A 17,760-nucleotide genomic window follows, 5' to 3' on the forward strand; every position below is an offset into this window, starting at 1 on the left:
GAGATGGGTATACGTGAGTGGAGTACGGGAGAAAGTGTCGGCGGATTTTATTAATGAAGCAGAGATTATGGCAGCAGTGGAGCAGGGGAAACAAGAGGCAACAGATCGACACCGTATTTTAGAAATTTTAGAAAAGGGGAGAGCCTGCCGGGGATTGAGTGCGAGTGAAGCGGCGGCTCTTTTGCATGTGGATGATCCTGAATTATTGGAAGAGATGTTCAAATCTTCGAGAGCAGTCAAAGAACAAATTTATGGCAACCGGATTGTGCTGTTCGCCCCTTTATATGTAAGCAACCACTGCGTGAATAACTGCGAATATTGTGGTTATAAACATACCAATGACAGCTTTACTCGTAGCCGTCTGACACCGGAGGAATTGGTGGAGGAGGTTAGAGTGCTTCAAGAACTGGGACACAAGCGGCTCGTGCTGGAAGCGGGGGAAGACCCAGTCCATTGTCCCATTGACTATATCGTCGATTGTCTGCGCCAGATCTATGAGGTCAAGGTAGATAACGGCAGCATTCGGCGGATCAATGTGAATATTGCATCCACAACCGAGGAGGACTATCGGAAGCTGGCAGAGGTGGGCATTGGTACGTATATTTTATTTCAGGAAACGTATCATCGGGAAAGCTATCGTAAATTCCACCTGCAGGGACCAAAGCGGGACTTTGATTGGCACACCACCGCAATGGACAGAGCCATGCGTGCGGGTATAGATGATGTGGGGATCGGTGTGTTGTACGGCTTGTATGATTTCCGCTATGAGACCGTAGCGATGCTGAAACATGCCGAACACTTGGAAGAAGCCTTTGGCTGTGGCCCTCATACGGTTTCAGTTCCACGATTACGTCCGGCTGAAAATGTAGATCTGGAGCGATATCCGTACCTGGTCAACGATGAGGATTTTATGAAAATTGTATCCGTTCTTCGACTGGCTGTCCCTTATGCTGGTATGATCCTGTCCACTCGCGAGGAGCCGGAATATAGAGACCGCGTCATTGGTCTAGGCGTGTCGCAGATTAGTGCAGGTTCAGCTACAGGCGTAGGGGCATATGCAAAACAGGAAACTGATGATAAGCCTCAATTTGAGGTGGGGGATCATCGCTCACCATCGGAAATTATTAAAAGTTTGTGCCGTGGCGGATATATGCCGAGCTACTGCACAGCTTGCTACCGTGAGGGGCGAACAGGAGATCGTTTCATGGAGCTTGCCAAATCAGGACAAATTCATAATGTGTGCCAGCCGAATTCGCTGCTTACCTTTCAAGAATATCTGCTGGATTATGGGGATGAGGAGGCACGTGAACTGGGAGCTGCCGCTCTGCGAGAAAATCTGGAGCGTATACCACGTGAATCGACACGCCGTTTGACGCTTGACAGACTGGAACGACTGGAAGCAGGCGAGCGCGATTTGTATTTTTAGCAATTTATATTATTCGTAATATCATTTCACGCTATGAAAATTCTCATGATTTATAATAGAACTTGAAAATAAAAAGCAGCCGCGTTGAAATCAGCGCGGCTGCTTTTGTGTGTCTGGAAAAAAATATTAATGATGAGATGAGGCCTTTTAGGAATAACTGCCGGCTTCTACAGCTTGCTCCCATGCCAGCATAGCAGATGGGAAGCATTCAATAGCACGGGGAAAGACCCCCTGTACATAAGCGATGAAAATACCATAGTTCACAATCGGCACTCCGGCAGCTTTGGTTTCCGACATTCGATGAAGCATCGTACGCCGATTGAGCATGCATGCACCGCAATGAATAACCAGTGCATATTCGCTCAAATCATCAGGGAAGCTGGAGCCGGATGCATGCTCGATGATGAGACGTTTGCCTATCGTTTGGCGGAGCCAGCGGGGAATTTTCACTCGACCAATATCGTCAGATTGGCATTGGTGAGTGCAGGCTTCGGCAATGAGTACACGGTCTCCATCCTTGAGGCGATCAATGGCTCTTGCACCTCGTACCAGTTCGTCCAGATCGCCTTTATGACGGGCAAACAGGATGGAAAAAGAGGTAAGAGGCACATCCTTAGGCGTGTCGGCCGCTACTTTCATAAAAACCTGTGAATCGGTAATGACCAAGCGAGGCTTGCGTCCCAATCTCTCCAGCGTCAATCGTAGTTCATGTTCTTTGGTCACTACAGCGATGGCATCACTCTCTAGTGTATCGCGGATTGTTTGCTGCTGTGGCAGGATCAATCGGCCTTTTGGTGCAGCTTTGTCGATGGGAACGACCAGCACAACAACATCGCCGGGTGACAACAGGTCACCGACGATACGGAAACGATCCTCGTTTTGAGGGAGCGTATTAGTAATAGCTTTTTTCAGTTCCGTGTCTCCCCAAAGCAAAGATGCACTGAAAGGAATCAGGGTGAGATCCAGTTCAGTTGCCAGCTTTGTAGCGGTATTATCTGATTCAGTCAGGGTATCTATCTTATTCAATACCCCAATAACAGGAATAATTTTGGTGCGGAGCTTTTCGAGTAGCTCATGCTCGAATGGTCCGACACCAACGGTGGCGTCGATAACGAGCAAGGCCAAGTCTGTACTATTAAGTATTTCGAGCGTTTTGTTGCGGCGCAGCTCCCCGATCTCACCCTCATCGTCCAGTCCGGCGGTATCCACCAGAACAATGGGACCCGCTGGGAGCAGCTCCATTGGTTTGAAAACGGGGTCCGTGGTCGTTCCTCCTACAGGAGATACCACAGCGACGGGCTGACCAGTCAGGGTGTTCAGAATGCTGGATTTGCCTGCGTTGCGGCGACCGAGCAGGACGATATGTGGTCGATTGCTACGAGGGGTATCATTCATTCCCATGGTGAGTTCCTTCTTCCTGTCCCGGAATTCCGGGCTTGGTTACTGTATAGGGATGGCATAATTGGTCAATCCGCGAACGGGTCAGTAGGCCGCGATCTTCTACAATATCCTCTGGTGCGCGACCTTGCACAATGGCTGCAGATGCAATAGAGGCAGCTTCATCATAGCCAAGCTCCGCGACCAGCGCAGAAGCCATCACGGCTGAGTTACGCAGATTTGTAGTACAGCGTTCCTCACGCACGATCAGGCCGCGCACACATCGCTCCTCGAATAGTCGAACCGCGTTGTTCAGAATATGTAGCGATTCCAGCAGCGATTCGGCAATCAGCGGCAGGAATGCGTTTAGCTCCAACTGACCGGAGGCAGCGGCCATAGTGATAGCCGCATCTTCGGCTATCACACGCATGGCTGTGAGTCCTGCCATTTCAGCTATTACCGGATTGACCTTACCAGGCATAATAGAGGATCCCGCCTGAACTGGAGGCAGCGTGTATTCGCCAATACCACCGAAAGGACCAGAGGCCAGTAGGCGAAAATCGCCAGATATTTTGTACAGATTCACGGCGGCTGATTTGAGTAGACCGGACACCTCCACAAAGACATCCATATTTTGAATCGGGTCCATCGGGTGGTCGCTGCGACTCAGTCCAAAGCCAGTCTCATCCGCCAGCTTTTCGACCATCCGATAGCTGTATGCGCGGGGCGCGTTCATACCTGTGCCAATCGCCGTGCCCCCAATAGGGATTTCCCGCAGCCGCTCTTCAGCTTTATAGAGACGCCAGCGGTCGCGCGCTATAGCCTTTGCGTAGGCACCAAAGCCCTGCCCGGCCATCATGGGCAGGGCATCCATTAGCTGAGTGCGGCCTAGCTTGAGCAAGTCGGCATATTCTGTTTCTTTGTGCTGTAAAGCATCCTGTAATGAAGACATCGTGTCACATAAAGGCCGAAGCAGCCGTATCGCTGCAATTCGTAGCGCTGTCGGATAGACATCATTCGTAGACTGGCAGCAGTTCACATCATCCAGCGGATGTAAAATCACATACTGCCCTGGTCTGCCTCCTAGCTGTACGATGGCCAAATTAGCAATGACCTCATTTACATTCATATGGGTACTGGTGCCTGCGCCGCCTTGCATGGCATCCACGGTAAACATATGTTGATGCCTCCCGGCGAGTATTTCGTTGCAGGCATTTACAATGGCAGAGGCCCGTTGGGCAGGAATTCGTTTCTGCTCACCATTTACTTGAGCGGCTACTTTTTTTACCAACACAAGAGCGTGGATCAAGTTTTGGTTCACGGGCCTGCCACTAACCGCAAAATTGTTCATCGCGCGTGCAGTGTGAATACCGTAAAAGGCATCTGCGGGAATTTCCATCTCTCCTAGCGCATCCCGCTCGGTTCGCGTATTTGTAGGCAGAGGGAAACCTTCGGTCATAGACCCGTTGCCGGAATGCGTGTCATATGCAGTAGCTGACGTGCACTTGCAGCGCGTTTTTCCTCAACACGGGCGTGAACCAGATCTGGTTCGACCAGCTTGAGGGCTTGTGTTGGACATTTACCAATGCAGGCCGGGCCACCGTCCACACCTTCGCACAAATCACATTTGCTGGCAATCATGCGTTCTTTGGGTTGCAAACGTCCTGACATATTGGTATACAATCCGTCCTGAACCACAGGCTGCCCGTTTCGATACTCGGGTACCATGGTAATCGCGCCGTAAGGGCAGGCGATCATGCAGGTTTTACAGCCAATGCAGCTTTCACTATTAATGAGAATGCAGCCATCTGCATTCGTAATGGAGCCGTTCGGACAAGCGTTGGCGCATGGGGCATCCTCACAGTGACGACACTGAACGGGTGCAGTGACTCCAAATGATTTGATAACCTTCAGACGAGGGTGAAAATGAAACTCATCATCCGGCGAGATAAAAGGGTTCTCCGCTGAATGTGCGATGACACATGCGATTTCACAGGTACGACAGCCGATACACTGATCGGGATCAGCTAAAACAAAACGGTTCATACAATTCGACTCCTCTCTAACTAACGACAAATATAATGTATATAGCATAAAAATAACTTAACGTATTAATGAATGGAGTAACCCGTATCCCCTTTGGTGGAAATAGTGCTACTGCGGCTTTGCTTGCCAGGCCCCCGTTGTTGGAAGGTCGTGTGCAGCAGATGATGCGACACATGACCCAGCGGCTCACCTAGAAATTCATCATAAAGTTTGATGATGTGAGGGTTCTCATGCGATTTTCGTACCTGGTGTGCAGCATCATGTCCATAGATGGAAGATTTACGTGCCCGATAAGCTTCAATTCGTTGCTTTTCTAACATGAGCTTGGGTTGTCCCCCTCCGCTGATACATCCAGCAGGGCAGCCCATCACCTCAATAAAATGATAATCACATTCGCCCGCCTGGACACGATCCAGTAGCTGATAGGCATGTTGTAGCCCGGCGACGACCGCTACCTTGAGCTGCAGCTTGCCTACCTGAACCTCAGCTACTCGAATGCCTTCCTCACCACGTACAAAATCGAGCTGGAGTTTCGGCAGTTTTTCATTCGTCAGCAGCTCGTAACCTGTACGGATGGCAGCTTCCATGACTCCTCCGGTGACTCCAAAAATGGAGCCTGCACCTGAATATTGTCCTAACGGTGAATCGAATTCTTCATCAGGCAGGTTCGCAAAATCAATTCCGCGCTGCTTGATCCAGTATGCAAGTTCACGCGTGGTCAGTACCTCATCCACATCACGGAAACCGTCAGATTCCATTTCGGGACGATCGCACTCAAATTGTTTACAGGTACAAGGCATGATGGCAACGCTGTATATATTCGCAGGTTCCACCTCGTCCAGTTGTGCGCCATAAGATTTGATTAGCGCTCCTAACATTTGCATCGGAGATTTGCAGCTGGATAGATGGTCTAGCAGATCGGGATATTCTATTTCTGCAAATCGGACCCATGCTGGACAGCAGGATGTGAACATGGGTAAGGGACCGCCTTCGGTCACGCGACGAATTAATTCAGTGCCTTCCTCCATGATGGTCACGTCAGCTCCAAAGTTGGTGTCGTATACCCGGTCGAAGCCAAGGCGGCGCAAAGCAGCAGCCATTTTCCCAGGCGTCAAAGTGCCGAACGGCATTCCGAATTCCTCCGCGAGTGAAACACGAATGGCTGGAGCACATTGGACGATCCGAAACTGTCCAGGTTTGGTCATCATATCGGTTACCTTATTCAAGTTGTAGCTATAATAGGCAGCGAATAGCGGCTCTCTGATGTCGGCAGGCATATCGCGTTCATGTATACGTTCCAGCCGTCTAGCGGCGCCTTCCTGTGGAGATGAACCTGCCCAGTCAGATGCGTATACGCTACATATTTGTACACATTGACCGCAAATAACACATCGGTCTGCATTTACGGTTTGCGGTTCTCCGGGCAGTCCCTCTATGGCATCTACTGGACAAACCCCAGCACAACGTCTGCATCCCGTGCAGAGCGTAGGGTCAATATGAATGACAGGGTCTGTGCAATCAGTCGTCTTCATACAAGGAGGTGAAGAGATCTTGTCTATTGTGGTTGACATGTTTTTCTACCTTTCTGCGGCTGATTTTGACCTTATAGGCGTGGGAAAAAGACTTCCCGCCGAGGCTCTGGAGGTGAGTCGGATATACCTTTGGCCAGCCGTAGGACATGATTCGGGCAGGCCTCTACACATGCAGGCTGTCCGTTCTCTGTTTCCGCGCACAGATCGCATTTGCTTGCCGCGGTGCGGGGAAGGGCGACTCGATTTGCACGGTGAGTCAGGCCGGACTGCGTTACAACGTGTCCTGCCCGGTAGACCGGAGACACCTCAATTGCCCCGAAGGGGCAGGCCAAAACACAGGAGGTACAGCCGATACATCGTTCCTCATCAATCATGACGACGCCGTCCTCCTGACGAATGGCTTGCACCGGACAGGCATGCGCGCAGGGGGCATTTTCGCAATGCCGGCATTGCACCGGCACATACATATCCCCTGTACGTACAACATACACCTTGGGTACAACAGGTACGCTGACGGTTCCGACCGAAGCTCCTATGCCGTTAGCCTGACTGTGAACGGCGAAGCACGCCAGTTCACAGGCTTTGCAACCGATGCACTGTCCGGCGTCTGCGACTACAAAAGAAGAAGCAACAGCGCTTGTTCTACTGGCTGCTCCCATTCTACTCGTCGAAGCTGACCGGTTATCTGTCAGGCGGTGCATCATATTCCCTGTGCCGCTCATCTCGTCACCTTATCAGCCAAAACAGCTTCCTGGACGTTCATCTGTCTGCGAATCCGTTGGTACGATTCATGTACATCACGTTCGGCCTGCGCTTGGTCGGCGATCCGTTCCAGACGGATGGCACAGTATTTTAATTCCGGGGTTTTGGATACCGGATCGAGAAAATCAGCGGTCAGCTCGTTGCATGCTCCAACCCACCAGTGATAGGTCATGTAGGTCGCACCTTGTTGCACACGGTCACTGATTTGTGCCCGTGCCATGATGCGTCCCCGGCGAGAGGATATGGCAACAATTTCGCCATCCAGAATATTCAGATCTGCTCCGTCTTCCGGGCTAATCTGAATAAAGCCAGGCTCATCAGACAACTGGCGCAGCGCGCGGCAATTGCCAGTCATGGTACGCACGGAATAGTGACCTACCTCACGGACTGTGGACAAGACAAGCGGGTATTTTGCATCCGGTTGTTCTTGTGGCGGACGCCATTCGCAGGCGAATAATCTGCCTTTGCCACTAGGTGTCGAAAATTGATTTCCTTTATACAAATACGGTGTACCTGGATGATCCTCGGTAGGGCAAGGCCATTGAACTCCGCCTTGCTGCTCCATCTTTTGGTAGCTGGCACCCGCGAATAATGGGCTGAGGCTGCGCATTTCATCCCAAATTTCCTCTGTGTTTGCATAAGACATAGGATAGCCCATGGCGGTAGCAACCTCGCTAATAATGGCCCAGTCTGGCTTAACATCACCCTGTGGCTCAACGGCTTTACGGATGCGCTGAAAGCCCCGATCTGCCGAAGAATATACACCGTCATGCTCGCCCCAGGCAGTAGAAGGGAGGATGACATCGGCGTGCAGCGCTGTTTTGTTCATGAAAATATCCTGAACCACGACAAATTCCAATTGGTCTAGGGCTTCACGCAACTCGGCGGCGTTCGGATCACTTTGTACAGGGTCCTCTCCGAAAATGTAATAAGCTTTCAGCTTGTTCTCCTTCAGGATGAGGTGCGGTACCTCTGTAAGTGGATAGCCTTTTTTACGCGGCAGCTCAACACCCCATGCTTTTTCAAACTTTTTGCGGACTGTGTTGTCTGTTACATCCTGATAGCCGGGATACACATTCGGCAAAGCACCCATGTCGCAGGAACCCTGTACATTGTTTTGTCCCCGTACTGGTCCGATACCCACATTCGGCTTGCCCAGATTTCCGGTCAACAATGCAAGGGAAGCGAGCCCCTTTACCACATCAACGGCCTGTGAAAATTGACATACGCCCATTCCGTACAAAATTGTAGCGGTAGGGGCCTTTGCATATTCCCTCATAGCCGCCCGGATATCGGCCGCCTTGACCCCCGTAATGCCTTCCGCATATTCGGGAGTATATTTTTTAATGCTGTCTACGTATTCGGCAAAGCCTTCTGTGTTTGCTTCCACATATCGTTTGTCGTACAGTCCTTCATGCACAAGTACATGACCAAAAGCGTTCACCAAAGCCATGTTTGAACCGCCCTTTAAGGGTAGCCACATATTCGAAATACGAGCTGTTTCGGTCATTCGCGGATCGCATACAATAATTTTGGCGCCTCTTTGCTTGGCAGCTACAATGCGTCTTGCGACGATCGGATGTGTTTCGGGTGCATTATATCCAAACACGAAAATGAGATCAGAGTGTTCAATTTCAGGAATAGAGTTGGACATAGCTCCATCACCGAGCGAGTAAGTCAAACCTGCCACAGAAGGGCCGTGGCATACACGAGCGCAATGGTCAATATTGTTCGTGCCAATGACCGCCCGCATGAACTTTTGCATGACATAATTGGCTTCATTTCCCGGACCGCGTGCGGAGCCCGTTCCCATAATGGAGTCGGGTCCGTATTTTTCCTTAATTGCTGACAGCCGTTCGGCAGTATATTGAATGGCTTCCTTCCACTCCACTTCCTCCATAACTCCATTTTTGCGAATCATGGGCTTGCGCAAGCGTGCAGTCAGAATTTGCGGGTCATTCAAAAAATCCCATCCATAGTGTCCTTTCAGACACAACGTTCCTTCATTCGTACGACCACCAGCCGGCTCTGCGCCAATTACCTGTCCTTTTTCCACCAGCAAATGAAGCTGACAACCGCTCCCACAGTAGGGACATACGGTCAATACCTTGTCTGCCATAAGTGCAGCACCTCTTTTATATGAAATAGATGAAACTCGTAACATAAAAAAAGCCAATACAAAAATGCCGCTTTACGCTGCATCCTGTACTGGCTTATCCGCGAGCGAGGAGACAAGCTCCTTCCCGCTAATCCAACCGGTGTATGTGTTGTAGTTCTAGAGTAATGATAATGTGTCCGTCTCCATGGACGGAGGGGCAGACCTCCCAAGTATAAGTGAAGGGACTGCCGAGTGTTTTTTCGGCTTCGTTCATAAACTCCTTTTCCAGATAGGGACGAAGGACGTTCCAATATTCCCTGACCTTGTCCTCGGCCCCTTCATGAACGAGAATTTCGGACAAATTAGACAATGTACCTCGAATTTCTACCGTAATCCGGAGCGGCGAATCCAGTGAAACCTTGACGTTGTCCGGTCCTTTTCCACGGTAGTGCTTGACAATACATACGGCCAACTTCCTGATGCGCTCACGGTATTCCAATTCGGTATTCAACATCTGGACACTCCGCTTCGAATCAAAATAAAGGCGTACTTGCCGCGCATGCCAGGCAGCCTGTGTAGCTGGTTTTAGAATAAGACGTAACCGTCCCGACCAAAGTGGTCTGCCCAGCACGGCGTATCACCCTTCTATGGTAGAACAGGTTGACCCGGAAAGATGTGAAATTCATTACACTGAACCAAAAATTTACATGGATTAGACCGCTCTTGAAGTAGCTATACCTCTATGGTTTGTATGATGCTTCTCATTCCGTCGTGTTGTTTGTACAGCTCCAATACAAAAGCAATTGAATGACATACTATGGGCTGAGATTAGTAAATGGCATTCTCAAAGCCCTCTATACTGAAATAGCACAGTGCGAATCTCAGAGATTTATAGTAAATTATTCATTTATATGATTTGCAATATCAATTTATTATTACATTGGACGGAAATGCTAGTCGAACACCAGAAGGCATGGATATGTTATTTAAAATGGTGGTAAAGTACGGGTTCAAGATGTAGAATCTATGCGAAATTCAGTTGGAGAAGGGCAACGTCAAGGTCGCCAAATGAAGGCTTAGAAGGAATTACTGCAACGTGTGGCTGAACATGAAGCCGCAAGTCAAGCCACGTTAGAATAAAGAGAAGAGGTCCGTGCTAAAATGCATGGACCTCTTCAAATCTGTAATTGATTTTTTATGAAACTTTACTGTTTAACCAGAACGGATAAATCGCCTTCAAAAACTTGCTCCTCTTTGTTGTTGAAAGTCGACAGCAATACAGTAACGAGTCCTGTCCCATTCCTTTTCTCTTTTACTCCAATCACTTCAACAATGGTGTACAATTCGTCGCCTGAATATACTGGTTTAATAAATTTAATATTATTCATAGCAGTTCCAGCAATAACCTCATCACCGTAACTGCCTGTTTCAACCCAAAGCTTAAAAGAAACAGCTAATGTTTGAATTCCTGAAGCGATAATTCCATTAAACCTGCCTTGTAATGCTTTCTCTTCATCTAAATGCATATATTGCGGGTCAAACTCCCTTGCAAATCTGGTAATATCCTCTTTAGTTAATTTTAAAGACTTGGTTTTAAATACTTGTCCGATATAAAATTCATGAAACCGCATTATTACACCTCTTGATTAAATTATTTGCTTATTTATAGAGTAGCATAATATCACCAATCAAGTTAAACTGCCCGTTAGCTTAATGACGTATTGTCCGTCTACAACTTTATATTCACCGAACAATATTTCCCTTTAAAACTCGTAGCGTTATAGCAGCAAATGAATTTAAGATACAAGTATGAAAAGCCTCTGATAATTCAGCGGATTTTTGTAGTCCCACTCAGCAAGTAACCCTCCGTACTTTTGTACAGTCAGATCAATGTAAGTGTCTGCTTTTTGAAGGATTATATTTCCATTAACATAAGTCTCACCGGTAACAGTGGCGGGGTTATTTGACTTCAATGCAGAGTGACTCTTTGGAACTGCTTATTTTATATACTTCGACATTCGATGCAAATAAATAAAAATTATTGACAACTGTTAAATTATGGACAACAATAGAATGCAATAATATATAAATATTGGTACTTCTGTATGGAGGGTGGTTTATCTATGAAAGTTACACCCACGATTAGAGCAGAATTGGAACAATATCTAAAACAAGAAGGTTTGAGCATGATGGAGTTTGGGCATATAGCGGGCATGAATAGGGGGATAGTAAGTAGCATAGTGTCAGGCAATAAATCTATGTCTGTTAACCAGATAGATCGCATTACCGAGGCTATGGGTTTACCAGAAGGCTACTTTTACGACCTATTTATAGAAAACTACATCATCGACACCCCCCCGAATATGAGACGAATAGAGCCATTTTTGTATCGTTGTGCGGAATTGGACAAGCTGGATGCGATCCGTCGAGTGGTAGGAACCATTATGGACAACCTACTCTATTCGCCTAAACTATTTGATATGGCAGAAGTGCTATTAGCACAGGGACGACATGATGCTGCGTTGCTGTTCTATGAGGGGGTAGCTGAAACGGAGAAGTACCAACATTCTGAACGATTGGCGATCTGTCAGTATCGAATGTTCACGATTCAGGTTGGTGACGATCAAAGCCGCAATCTCAAGGCAGCTACGTTGTTTGAGCCTTACATTGAACGTCTGGATGAAATGGACCAACTTGACGCATTGAAGGATTTGGCGAACGTGTACAGGTCTTTGCGTAAGTGGGACAAGGTTGAGGAAATGGCAAGGCAAATGAGAGGGAAAGCTAAAGTACAATATTCCATAAAGCATCAGCAGAAGAATCGAAAGAACAGGGAGCATGAAAAGGAAACCAGAAATCCGTTATTTGGATACATTGCTTACGCCGATTTGTTGTGTGCTAGTGTTTGTGAAGCCCAAGGCGATTATCAACAAGCTCTACTATATACATACGCCTATGCGAATTTAGATTGGGTCAAAGAGACTGATGAAGATACTCAACACTGGGTAAACTTGTTCAGTCAGTGGGCAGAAGGTAACACGTACGTCAATAAACTCCTGTCTGGAGATGTTAGCGTGCTGCCAGACTATGTTGAATATATAGCGGCAACATCAACCGCTAACGAAAATGAGAAACTCTCAAAGCTGTTGAACGTTATGATAGCGGCTAACCGATATGAAATAGATGTGGATGATGTCCTTTCACGTTTTGAAACGAATATTAATTCTTTTGCTCAACTCCCAACATCATCTGATATATATACCCAACAAGTAATACCAGACTATTTCGCATGGTTTGCTTACGAAATGGCTCATTATTATTTACATCGGGTGAAATACAGTGATGGCTTTAAATACTTGATGTATGCAATGGCAAAGTCACATATAATAACTAATGAAACAAATTTTATAAATTGTATTGGTCTGTTTATGCGTTTTCAAGTCCATGCGACTCCTGAAATCAAAACAGAGTTCTCCAATCTAATTGAAAAGGTGTGGTTAAGTAATGTTGAAAAAAATGGCATTGTTAATCGTTGCGAGTAGCTTTTTGTTTTTTATAACTGTACCCGCTCACAATCATGAACAGCTTATTCAGACCCTTGTACAAATAGGGGGATTCTAAAGCAAAAGAAAAGCTCTGCTGACCATGAGGTTAGCAGAGCTTTTTTCAGTGCAGGAATTACCACAGAATTCACCGAATAACTATCTTGATGTGATCAGCATAAACTATACATATACAGTGTAAAAGTCGGATATAGGACTGTTTGTAGCTGCATTAAGCCAGGTAAGAGTATATGTCGTTCAGTCGTTGGGTGAGGATTAGATAGATATTGTGGACTACGGTGGCGCAGTGGAGAAGATTACCCCGGAAGCCATCAAGATTAACGGATCTTATTTCTTTCGTAAGTAGTTTGAATTTAAAGTAGATATGAAAGGAAATACCAGATTGTAGTCGGAAGTCTCTTTCAGGTAGACCAAATCAAAAAATAGGAGGGGAAATTATGAAGAAAAGAATATTTCTTTTCTCGATTTTATCTTTAGCTATAGCAACTACGGTAGGGGTTGCTTCAGCTTCAGCAAGTACAACTAGCGAAAACACCATAATTTCTCATAGATCGGGTGGAAGCGCAACTGTAGGAGAATCCTTTAATGTCCCTAAAGGATGGGTCATGTTAAACTTCGTATGAAGAATCATTCTGATCATCCTGTAAAGGTAAGTTTAACTCACAGCGGTTCAAACAAACTATATATTGAAGGTGTAGTAATTGCTCCTCACGACACAGTGACTTGGAAATCTACTGACCAAGGTTTCAGTGACGGTTTGCGTTCTGGAGACTACATACTTCAGTGGAGAGGCAGCGATTATAAAGTTAATGGGGAAACATGGGGAGTAGCTGGTTCACAGCCAGGAGACATCTAACTTGTCCTAGATAAACGACGTTATTGGGTGGGGGGGATGATGCGTCGTTCAAGATAGCAAGGGAATTAGTCTCTTAATTGGTTTGTGGGAATTTCTTTATTATCGAGCAGTTTGAATTTAGAGTAGATGTAAAGATGGGCTCGGCTGGATTATAGATGTACGTAATACATAAAATGCGGCACCTTAATGCGACAGCTTTTTCATGTAATGAAGAATATAATAAGCGTGTATTAGTGCTTAACTTTCTTTGATACAATACAGGAGGAGTTGCTGCTATGAAAGTCATGAGAAAGTTATTGTGTGCAGTAGGTGTTCTGATTTTTTTTGTTCTTTTTTTCACAGGAACAGGCTTGCAAATGCAAGTAGTGACCTAGCTAATTCCAAAAGGTGTTGTAACTGCACAAGCTTACACAGAGCATGTCATTAATTATGTAAGAAACAATCAATTTAAAACTTGGGCAAATGATTGGGAAGACTATGCAGCTACAGAAGTAGGTTATAAGGACTTGAACTTCCTAAATGGGTATAGGCTCGATTCTATCTCTATTAGTTATACCGACTCCACATGCGAATTATTAGCAGGATGCATCCGTTACAAAATTCAAACTTATAATTATTCCACATATTAATAGACCATCGGTAGCAAGCCAATAAGCAGTAGCTGAGTATACACTGGAGTTTCCGAGTTCGTGCTATCTAGAAATGGGAGCACACATCAAAGATGCTATAGCAGTCGGCCATTCTGACGTATGTACTATTGACCAGGACGGAGCTGAAGAAACTCGCAAGAGTCTTTAAAAGATGTTCCTACAAAAAAGTGATTTGACCGCGACGAGTGACCGATGGCGATGTGCGCTGAAGGTGGCGCAGGTGCTGATATCCGATACATAACCCTTAGTGACAACAGGGGAGCAGGATCTTGGGTAAGTCATTAATTAAATAAGTATAATGATGGTACAAAGGTGAGTTTTATTGTGAAATAAGGATGAGAGACGCTACTGGTTATCAGCCGATAGAGTCTTTTTTTATACCCATTAAAAAAATAAATATGCAAATATTTAGATTATATTTATAGATAAGCAAGTTTATGTTTAGACACAATTCCTCAATTAAATTATTCTTAGTTCTATTAAACCTATTGGAGGATTATTTAATGAAGAAAGCATGTATAACAATTTTATTTTTAGTTCTTTTATCTCTTCCCTTATCCAATGTTTTTGCAGCCGAAGCAGAGTATTCAGAAAATCTAGTTCCACATATGACAACTAACATTTTGCCATCTGGAGTAGCAAGCGCAAGTAATGAATATTCATACGCATATGAGGCATTTAACAAGGAATTTGCTACTATTGCTAGTGCGTGGACATCAAGTACAACTGCTGCTTGGCTAAGATATGACTTTCCTAAACCCGAAGTTATTGAGCAATATGTTATATATCCACAGACAACGGCAACTGACCGTGCCCCTAAAAATTGGACTTTCGAAGGCTCAAATGATGGGATTACTTGGAACGTGCTAGACACTCAGTCAAATATCACTGGATGGGTAAATAGCACTCCCAAAAAATTCACTTTCTCTAATTCTAATTCATACAAGGATTATAGAATTAATATTACAGCCAATAATGGAAGTCAGTATCTAGCTCTTAGCGAATTAGAGATGATGTCTAAGCTATCGAGCTCCACTCCTAATCCAGGAACAGAGGAACCAACTCCAAACGGGGATCGTGCAATTCTGGTAGTCACCATGACAACTGGCTTAGAGAAGGAATTTGATTTGAGCATGCAAGAGGTCAATGACTTTATCTCATGGTATGAGAGCAAGCAGGCTGGTTCTGGATCGGCTTCATACGCCATTAACAAGCACGATAACAATAAAGGTCCATTCAGCAGCCGTAAAGATTATATGCTGTTTGATCGTATCCTTACGTTTGAAATAAGTGAATACACTAAATAAATCAAAAAGCTCAGCTGACCTTAATGGGTCGGCTGAGCTTTTTTTGTTAAGAAGCCCTTCCTTTAATCAAGACCTCGCATAGCCTATGGAGTAGGAGTACCTAAAACAAAGGAGGCGTTACGTGTGGGGGAAATGAAAAGAGACTACGAGGGAATCACCGGAAGAGTTTGGACATCGATAGCTGCTGTCTTGGCACTGTTCATTTTGCTGGTAATCATCTTGAAATTAATTCATTTATAAAGATTCTTAAGCTCCACCGGGGGATTTAATTTCTTAAGCATAGCCACATTAGTTCCTGAGGAACCTATAACCTATAAGGTTCGCCGTTCGGCCCGTTCCCGACCTTAAAGAAGTTAGTGAAACAACGTTTTAGACACACAAAAGGAACCTCAGCAGCTTTCCAGGCGAAGGTAAAGTAATAACCCCTTAACAACGCCTAATCCACGTTGAAGCGGCTGAAATAAGGGCAGGGTCGCCTCTTTTGGAATGGTTGGTTTGTGCTTACCATTAGCCGAAAAGGCGACTCTTTTTATCCTATTTTTGGTTAATCAACAAACCTGACTTTGCTTCAAGATCTTCTATAATTTCCATTGCAACAAAATATCCAAAAAACAATGTTAAAATATCCTCGTATCGTTTTCCTGATCCTCTTGCTCTACTTAATATTATATTTTGACTTTCTTGTATTTTTTTTATGGAATGATAGAGAAAACACGGGTGAATTGGGAGCGATCAAATCCATCATTAGAGTTGACAACTTTTTTTGAAACTCTTCGATCGGAAAGTCATTATTTTCTTTCGAATACAGCTGCATCGTTTCAGTTGGATCTTTAAATGAAGTTTGATATTGAGTATTGAAAACACCTTCATTAGCTATTTTGTCAGCAATTAATTTGCCAAAAACGATCCCCGATGCGAATGCTTGCCCAGGGATTCTTCCTATACCAAGATCACCATTAAATTGAGCTTCTCCAGTAGCAAAAACACGATTTAAGTTTATAGCCTCAGCAGTAGCATTGATTTCGATTCCTCCTGAAGAATAGTGCATCGTTGGTGTAATTTTGATTCTTTTATTTTTAACTACCTTAGGACTAAATCCATATTTTTTGAATTTTTCATTTAATACATTTTCATCAGCATGGCTCATATCTAAGTACATATCCTTTTTTTGTTTGATGCATTCTAGTTGGAATTTTAAAATCTCATCAATCATTTCGTGGTAATCATCTTGAGCAATTGCATCACAAATATACTTATCTTTTAATAATTGAACTCCATCCTCATCTATTATTTTCCCTTGACTCAAAGACACAACCCCGCCCAATAAAATTTGCCTTCCGTTATATATAGACCAAGGATGACACATTACTGTAGACATTCCCTTTAATCTTGCATCTATTTTTTTAGCTAAGATTAGCGTTTCACCAGTTGAACCCGGCGAATTATCATTGAAACAGAATTGTCCTGCATATCCTCCCGTAGCTAATACCAAATAATTAGTATATATTCTGATAAATTGATCTGACTGTGTGTCATAAAATATTGCGATAATTCCTTGATCGTACTTTTCCAAATGAATCAAAATTTTATTACACATCGGTTGTTCAATATGTTGTAACAAACAATTGATTAATTTCTTTCCCCCATGTGATTTAATCAAACATTCAGGCATGATACCAAAGGATGTTTTCTCATAAGAAATACCCAATTCTTCGAAGAAATTTATAATTATGTTGGAATTCCTATATAGCGCTTCAATTACGGATCGATCTGCTCCACATTTATTAATAGTAAGATTAATAATATGATTAATTTCATTCTCTGAGGGAACACGTGTATTTGCTGCTGAAAGAAAGGAGTCTTTGTTCGGGTGCACCCTTTTTTGTTACAATCGTGTACTTGATATTGTTCTTTGACAAATAATAAGCAGCAGTAAGCCCTGAACGAAGAATGGAATCTAAATGAAATATTTTCCTAATTGTACAAGTTTATTCCTTATATTGTCAACGTTATCTGAGGATATATAATTGACTCAGCTTTCGCAGTATGAATATTCAAACAAATCCTTAATGTAATAACTGGCAGTACCTTAGAAAAGGCGACAGAGTTCATTGTATTCATCCGTTTGTATACCCCTTTTTTT

General features: G+C 44.8%; 13 protein-coding genes and 1 pseudogene. 5 read left to right on the forward strand and 9 right to left on the reverse strand.

Features of this window, described 5'->3' with window-relative positions; genetic code table 11:
- The first annotated feature begins 13 nt into the window (after positions 1-13).
- Positions 14-1,426: a [FeFe] hydrogenase H-cluster radical SAM maturase HydG gene (hydG, locus tag C1T21_RS14745; RefSeq protein ID WP_013310651.1), complete on the forward strand. Its 1,413-nt coding sequence runs from the start codon at positions 14-16 to the stop codon at positions 1,424-1,426.
- Between the two features lie 147 nt (positions 1,427-1,573).
- On the opposite strand, the gene hydF is transcribed toward hydG, so the two are convergent.
- From hydF to C1T21_RS14785, 8 genes are all read right to left on the reverse strand, one after another.
- Complete coding sequence (gene hydF, locus C1T21_RS14750) at positions 1,574-2,827, reverse strand: [FeFe] hydrogenase H-cluster maturation GTPase HydF (protein ID WP_103048776.1); 1,254 nt, start codon at positions 2,825-2,827, stop codon at positions 1,574-1,576.
- Complete coding sequence (locus tag C1T21_RS14755) at positions 2,814-4,262, reverse strand: aspartate ammonia-lyase (RefSeq protein ID WP_103048777.1); 1,449 nt, start codon at positions 4,260-4,262, stop codon at positions 2,814-2,816. The genes hydF and C1T21_RS14755 overlap by 14 nt, the downstream gene beginning before the upstream one ends.
- On the reverse strand, positions 4,259-4,849 hold the full coding sequence (locus C1T21_RS14760; RefSeq protein WP_013310648.1) for a 4Fe-4S dicluster domain-containing protein: 591 nt from the start codon (positions 4,847-4,849) through the stop codon (positions 4,259-4,261). Before C1T21_RS14760 ends, C1T21_RS14755 begins: the two co-directional genes overlap by 4 nt.
- Before the next feature lie 65 nt (positions 4,850-4,914).
- On the reverse strand, positions 4,915-6,420 hold the full coding sequence (locus C1T21_RS14765) for a [FeFe] hydrogenase, group A (RefSeq protein WP_258012459.1): 1,506 nt from the start codon (positions 6,418-6,420) through the stop codon (positions 4,915-4,917).
- 32 nt (positions 6,421-6,452) lie between these two features.
- The gene (locus tag C1T21_RS14770; RefSeq protein ID WP_103048778.1) at positions 6,453-7,103 is read right to left on the reverse strand and encodes a 4Fe-4S dicluster domain-containing protein; all 651 of its coding nucleotides are present in this window, start codon (positions 7,101-7,103) and stop codon (positions 6,453-6,455) included.
- Positions 7,100-9,262: a formate dehydrogenase subunit alpha gene (gene fdhF, locus C1T21_RS14775; protein ID WP_103048779.1), complete on the reverse strand. Its 2,163-nt coding sequence runs from the start codon at positions 9,260-9,262 to the stop codon at positions 7,100-7,102. The genes C1T21_RS14770 and fdhF overlap by 4 nt, the downstream gene beginning before the upstream one ends.
- A gap of 127 nt (positions 9,263-9,389) precedes the next feature.
- Entirely contained in the window at positions 9,390-9,872 is a 483-nt protein-coding gene (locus C1T21_RS14780) for a DUF2294 domain-containing protein (RefSeq protein ID WP_258012460.1), read from the reverse strand.
- 574 nt (positions 9,873-10,446) lie between these two features.
- On the reverse strand, positions 10,447-10,872 hold the full coding sequence (locus C1T21_RS14785) for a MaoC family dehydratase (protein WP_103048780.1): 426 nt from the start codon (positions 10,870-10,872) through the stop codon (positions 10,447-10,449).
- Positions 10,873-11,364: 492 nt separating this feature from the next.
- Between C1T21_RS14785 and C1T21_RS14790 the strand changes: the two genes are divergently transcribed.
- The 4 genes and pseudogenes from C1T21_RS14790 (at position 11,365) to C1T21_RS14805 (ending at position 15,617) form a co-directional block, all read left to right on the forward strand.
- The gene (locus tag C1T21_RS14790; protein ID WP_103048781.1) at positions 11,365-12,783 is read left to right on the forward strand and encodes a helix-turn-helix transcriptional regulator; all 1,419 of its coding nucleotides are present in this window, start codon (positions 11,365-11,367) and stop codon (positions 12,781-12,783) included.
- A 458-nt stretch (positions 12,784-13,241) separates the two neighbouring features.
- On the forward strand, positions 13,242-13,427 hold the full coding sequence (locus C1T21_RS28020) for a hypothetical protein (protein WP_258012461.1): 186 nt from the start codon (positions 13,242-13,244) through the stop codon (positions 13,425-13,427).
- Positions 13,428-14,329: 902 nt separating this feature from the next.
- A pseudogene (locus tag C1T21_RS28025) lies at positions 14,330-14,595 on the forward strand (NucA/NucB deoxyribonuclease domain-containing protein); the annotation flags it as partial.
- A 218-nt stretch (positions 14,596-14,813) separates the two neighbouring features.
- Entirely contained in the window at positions 14,814-15,617 is an 804-nt protein-coding gene (locus C1T21_RS14805) for a discoidin domain-containing protein (protein ID WP_103048782.1), read from the forward strand.
- Positions 15,618-16,272: 655 nt separating this feature from the next.
- On the opposite strand, the gene C1T21_RS14810 is transcribed toward C1T21_RS14805, so the two are convergent.
- Positions 16,273-17,493, reverse strand: coding sequence for an FAD-binding protein (locus tag C1T21_RS14810; RefSeq protein WP_258012462.1), 1,221 nt, complete (start codon positions 17,491-17,493; stop codon positions 16,273-16,275).
- Positions 17,494-17,760 lie beyond the last annotated feature (267 nt).

Origin of the sequence: Paenibacillus sp. F4, from assembly GCF_002894905.1 — a bacterium.
GTDB classification, from domain to species: Bacteria; Bacillota; Bacilli; order Paenibacillales; family Paenibacillaceae; genus Paenibacillus; species Paenibacillus polymyxa_B.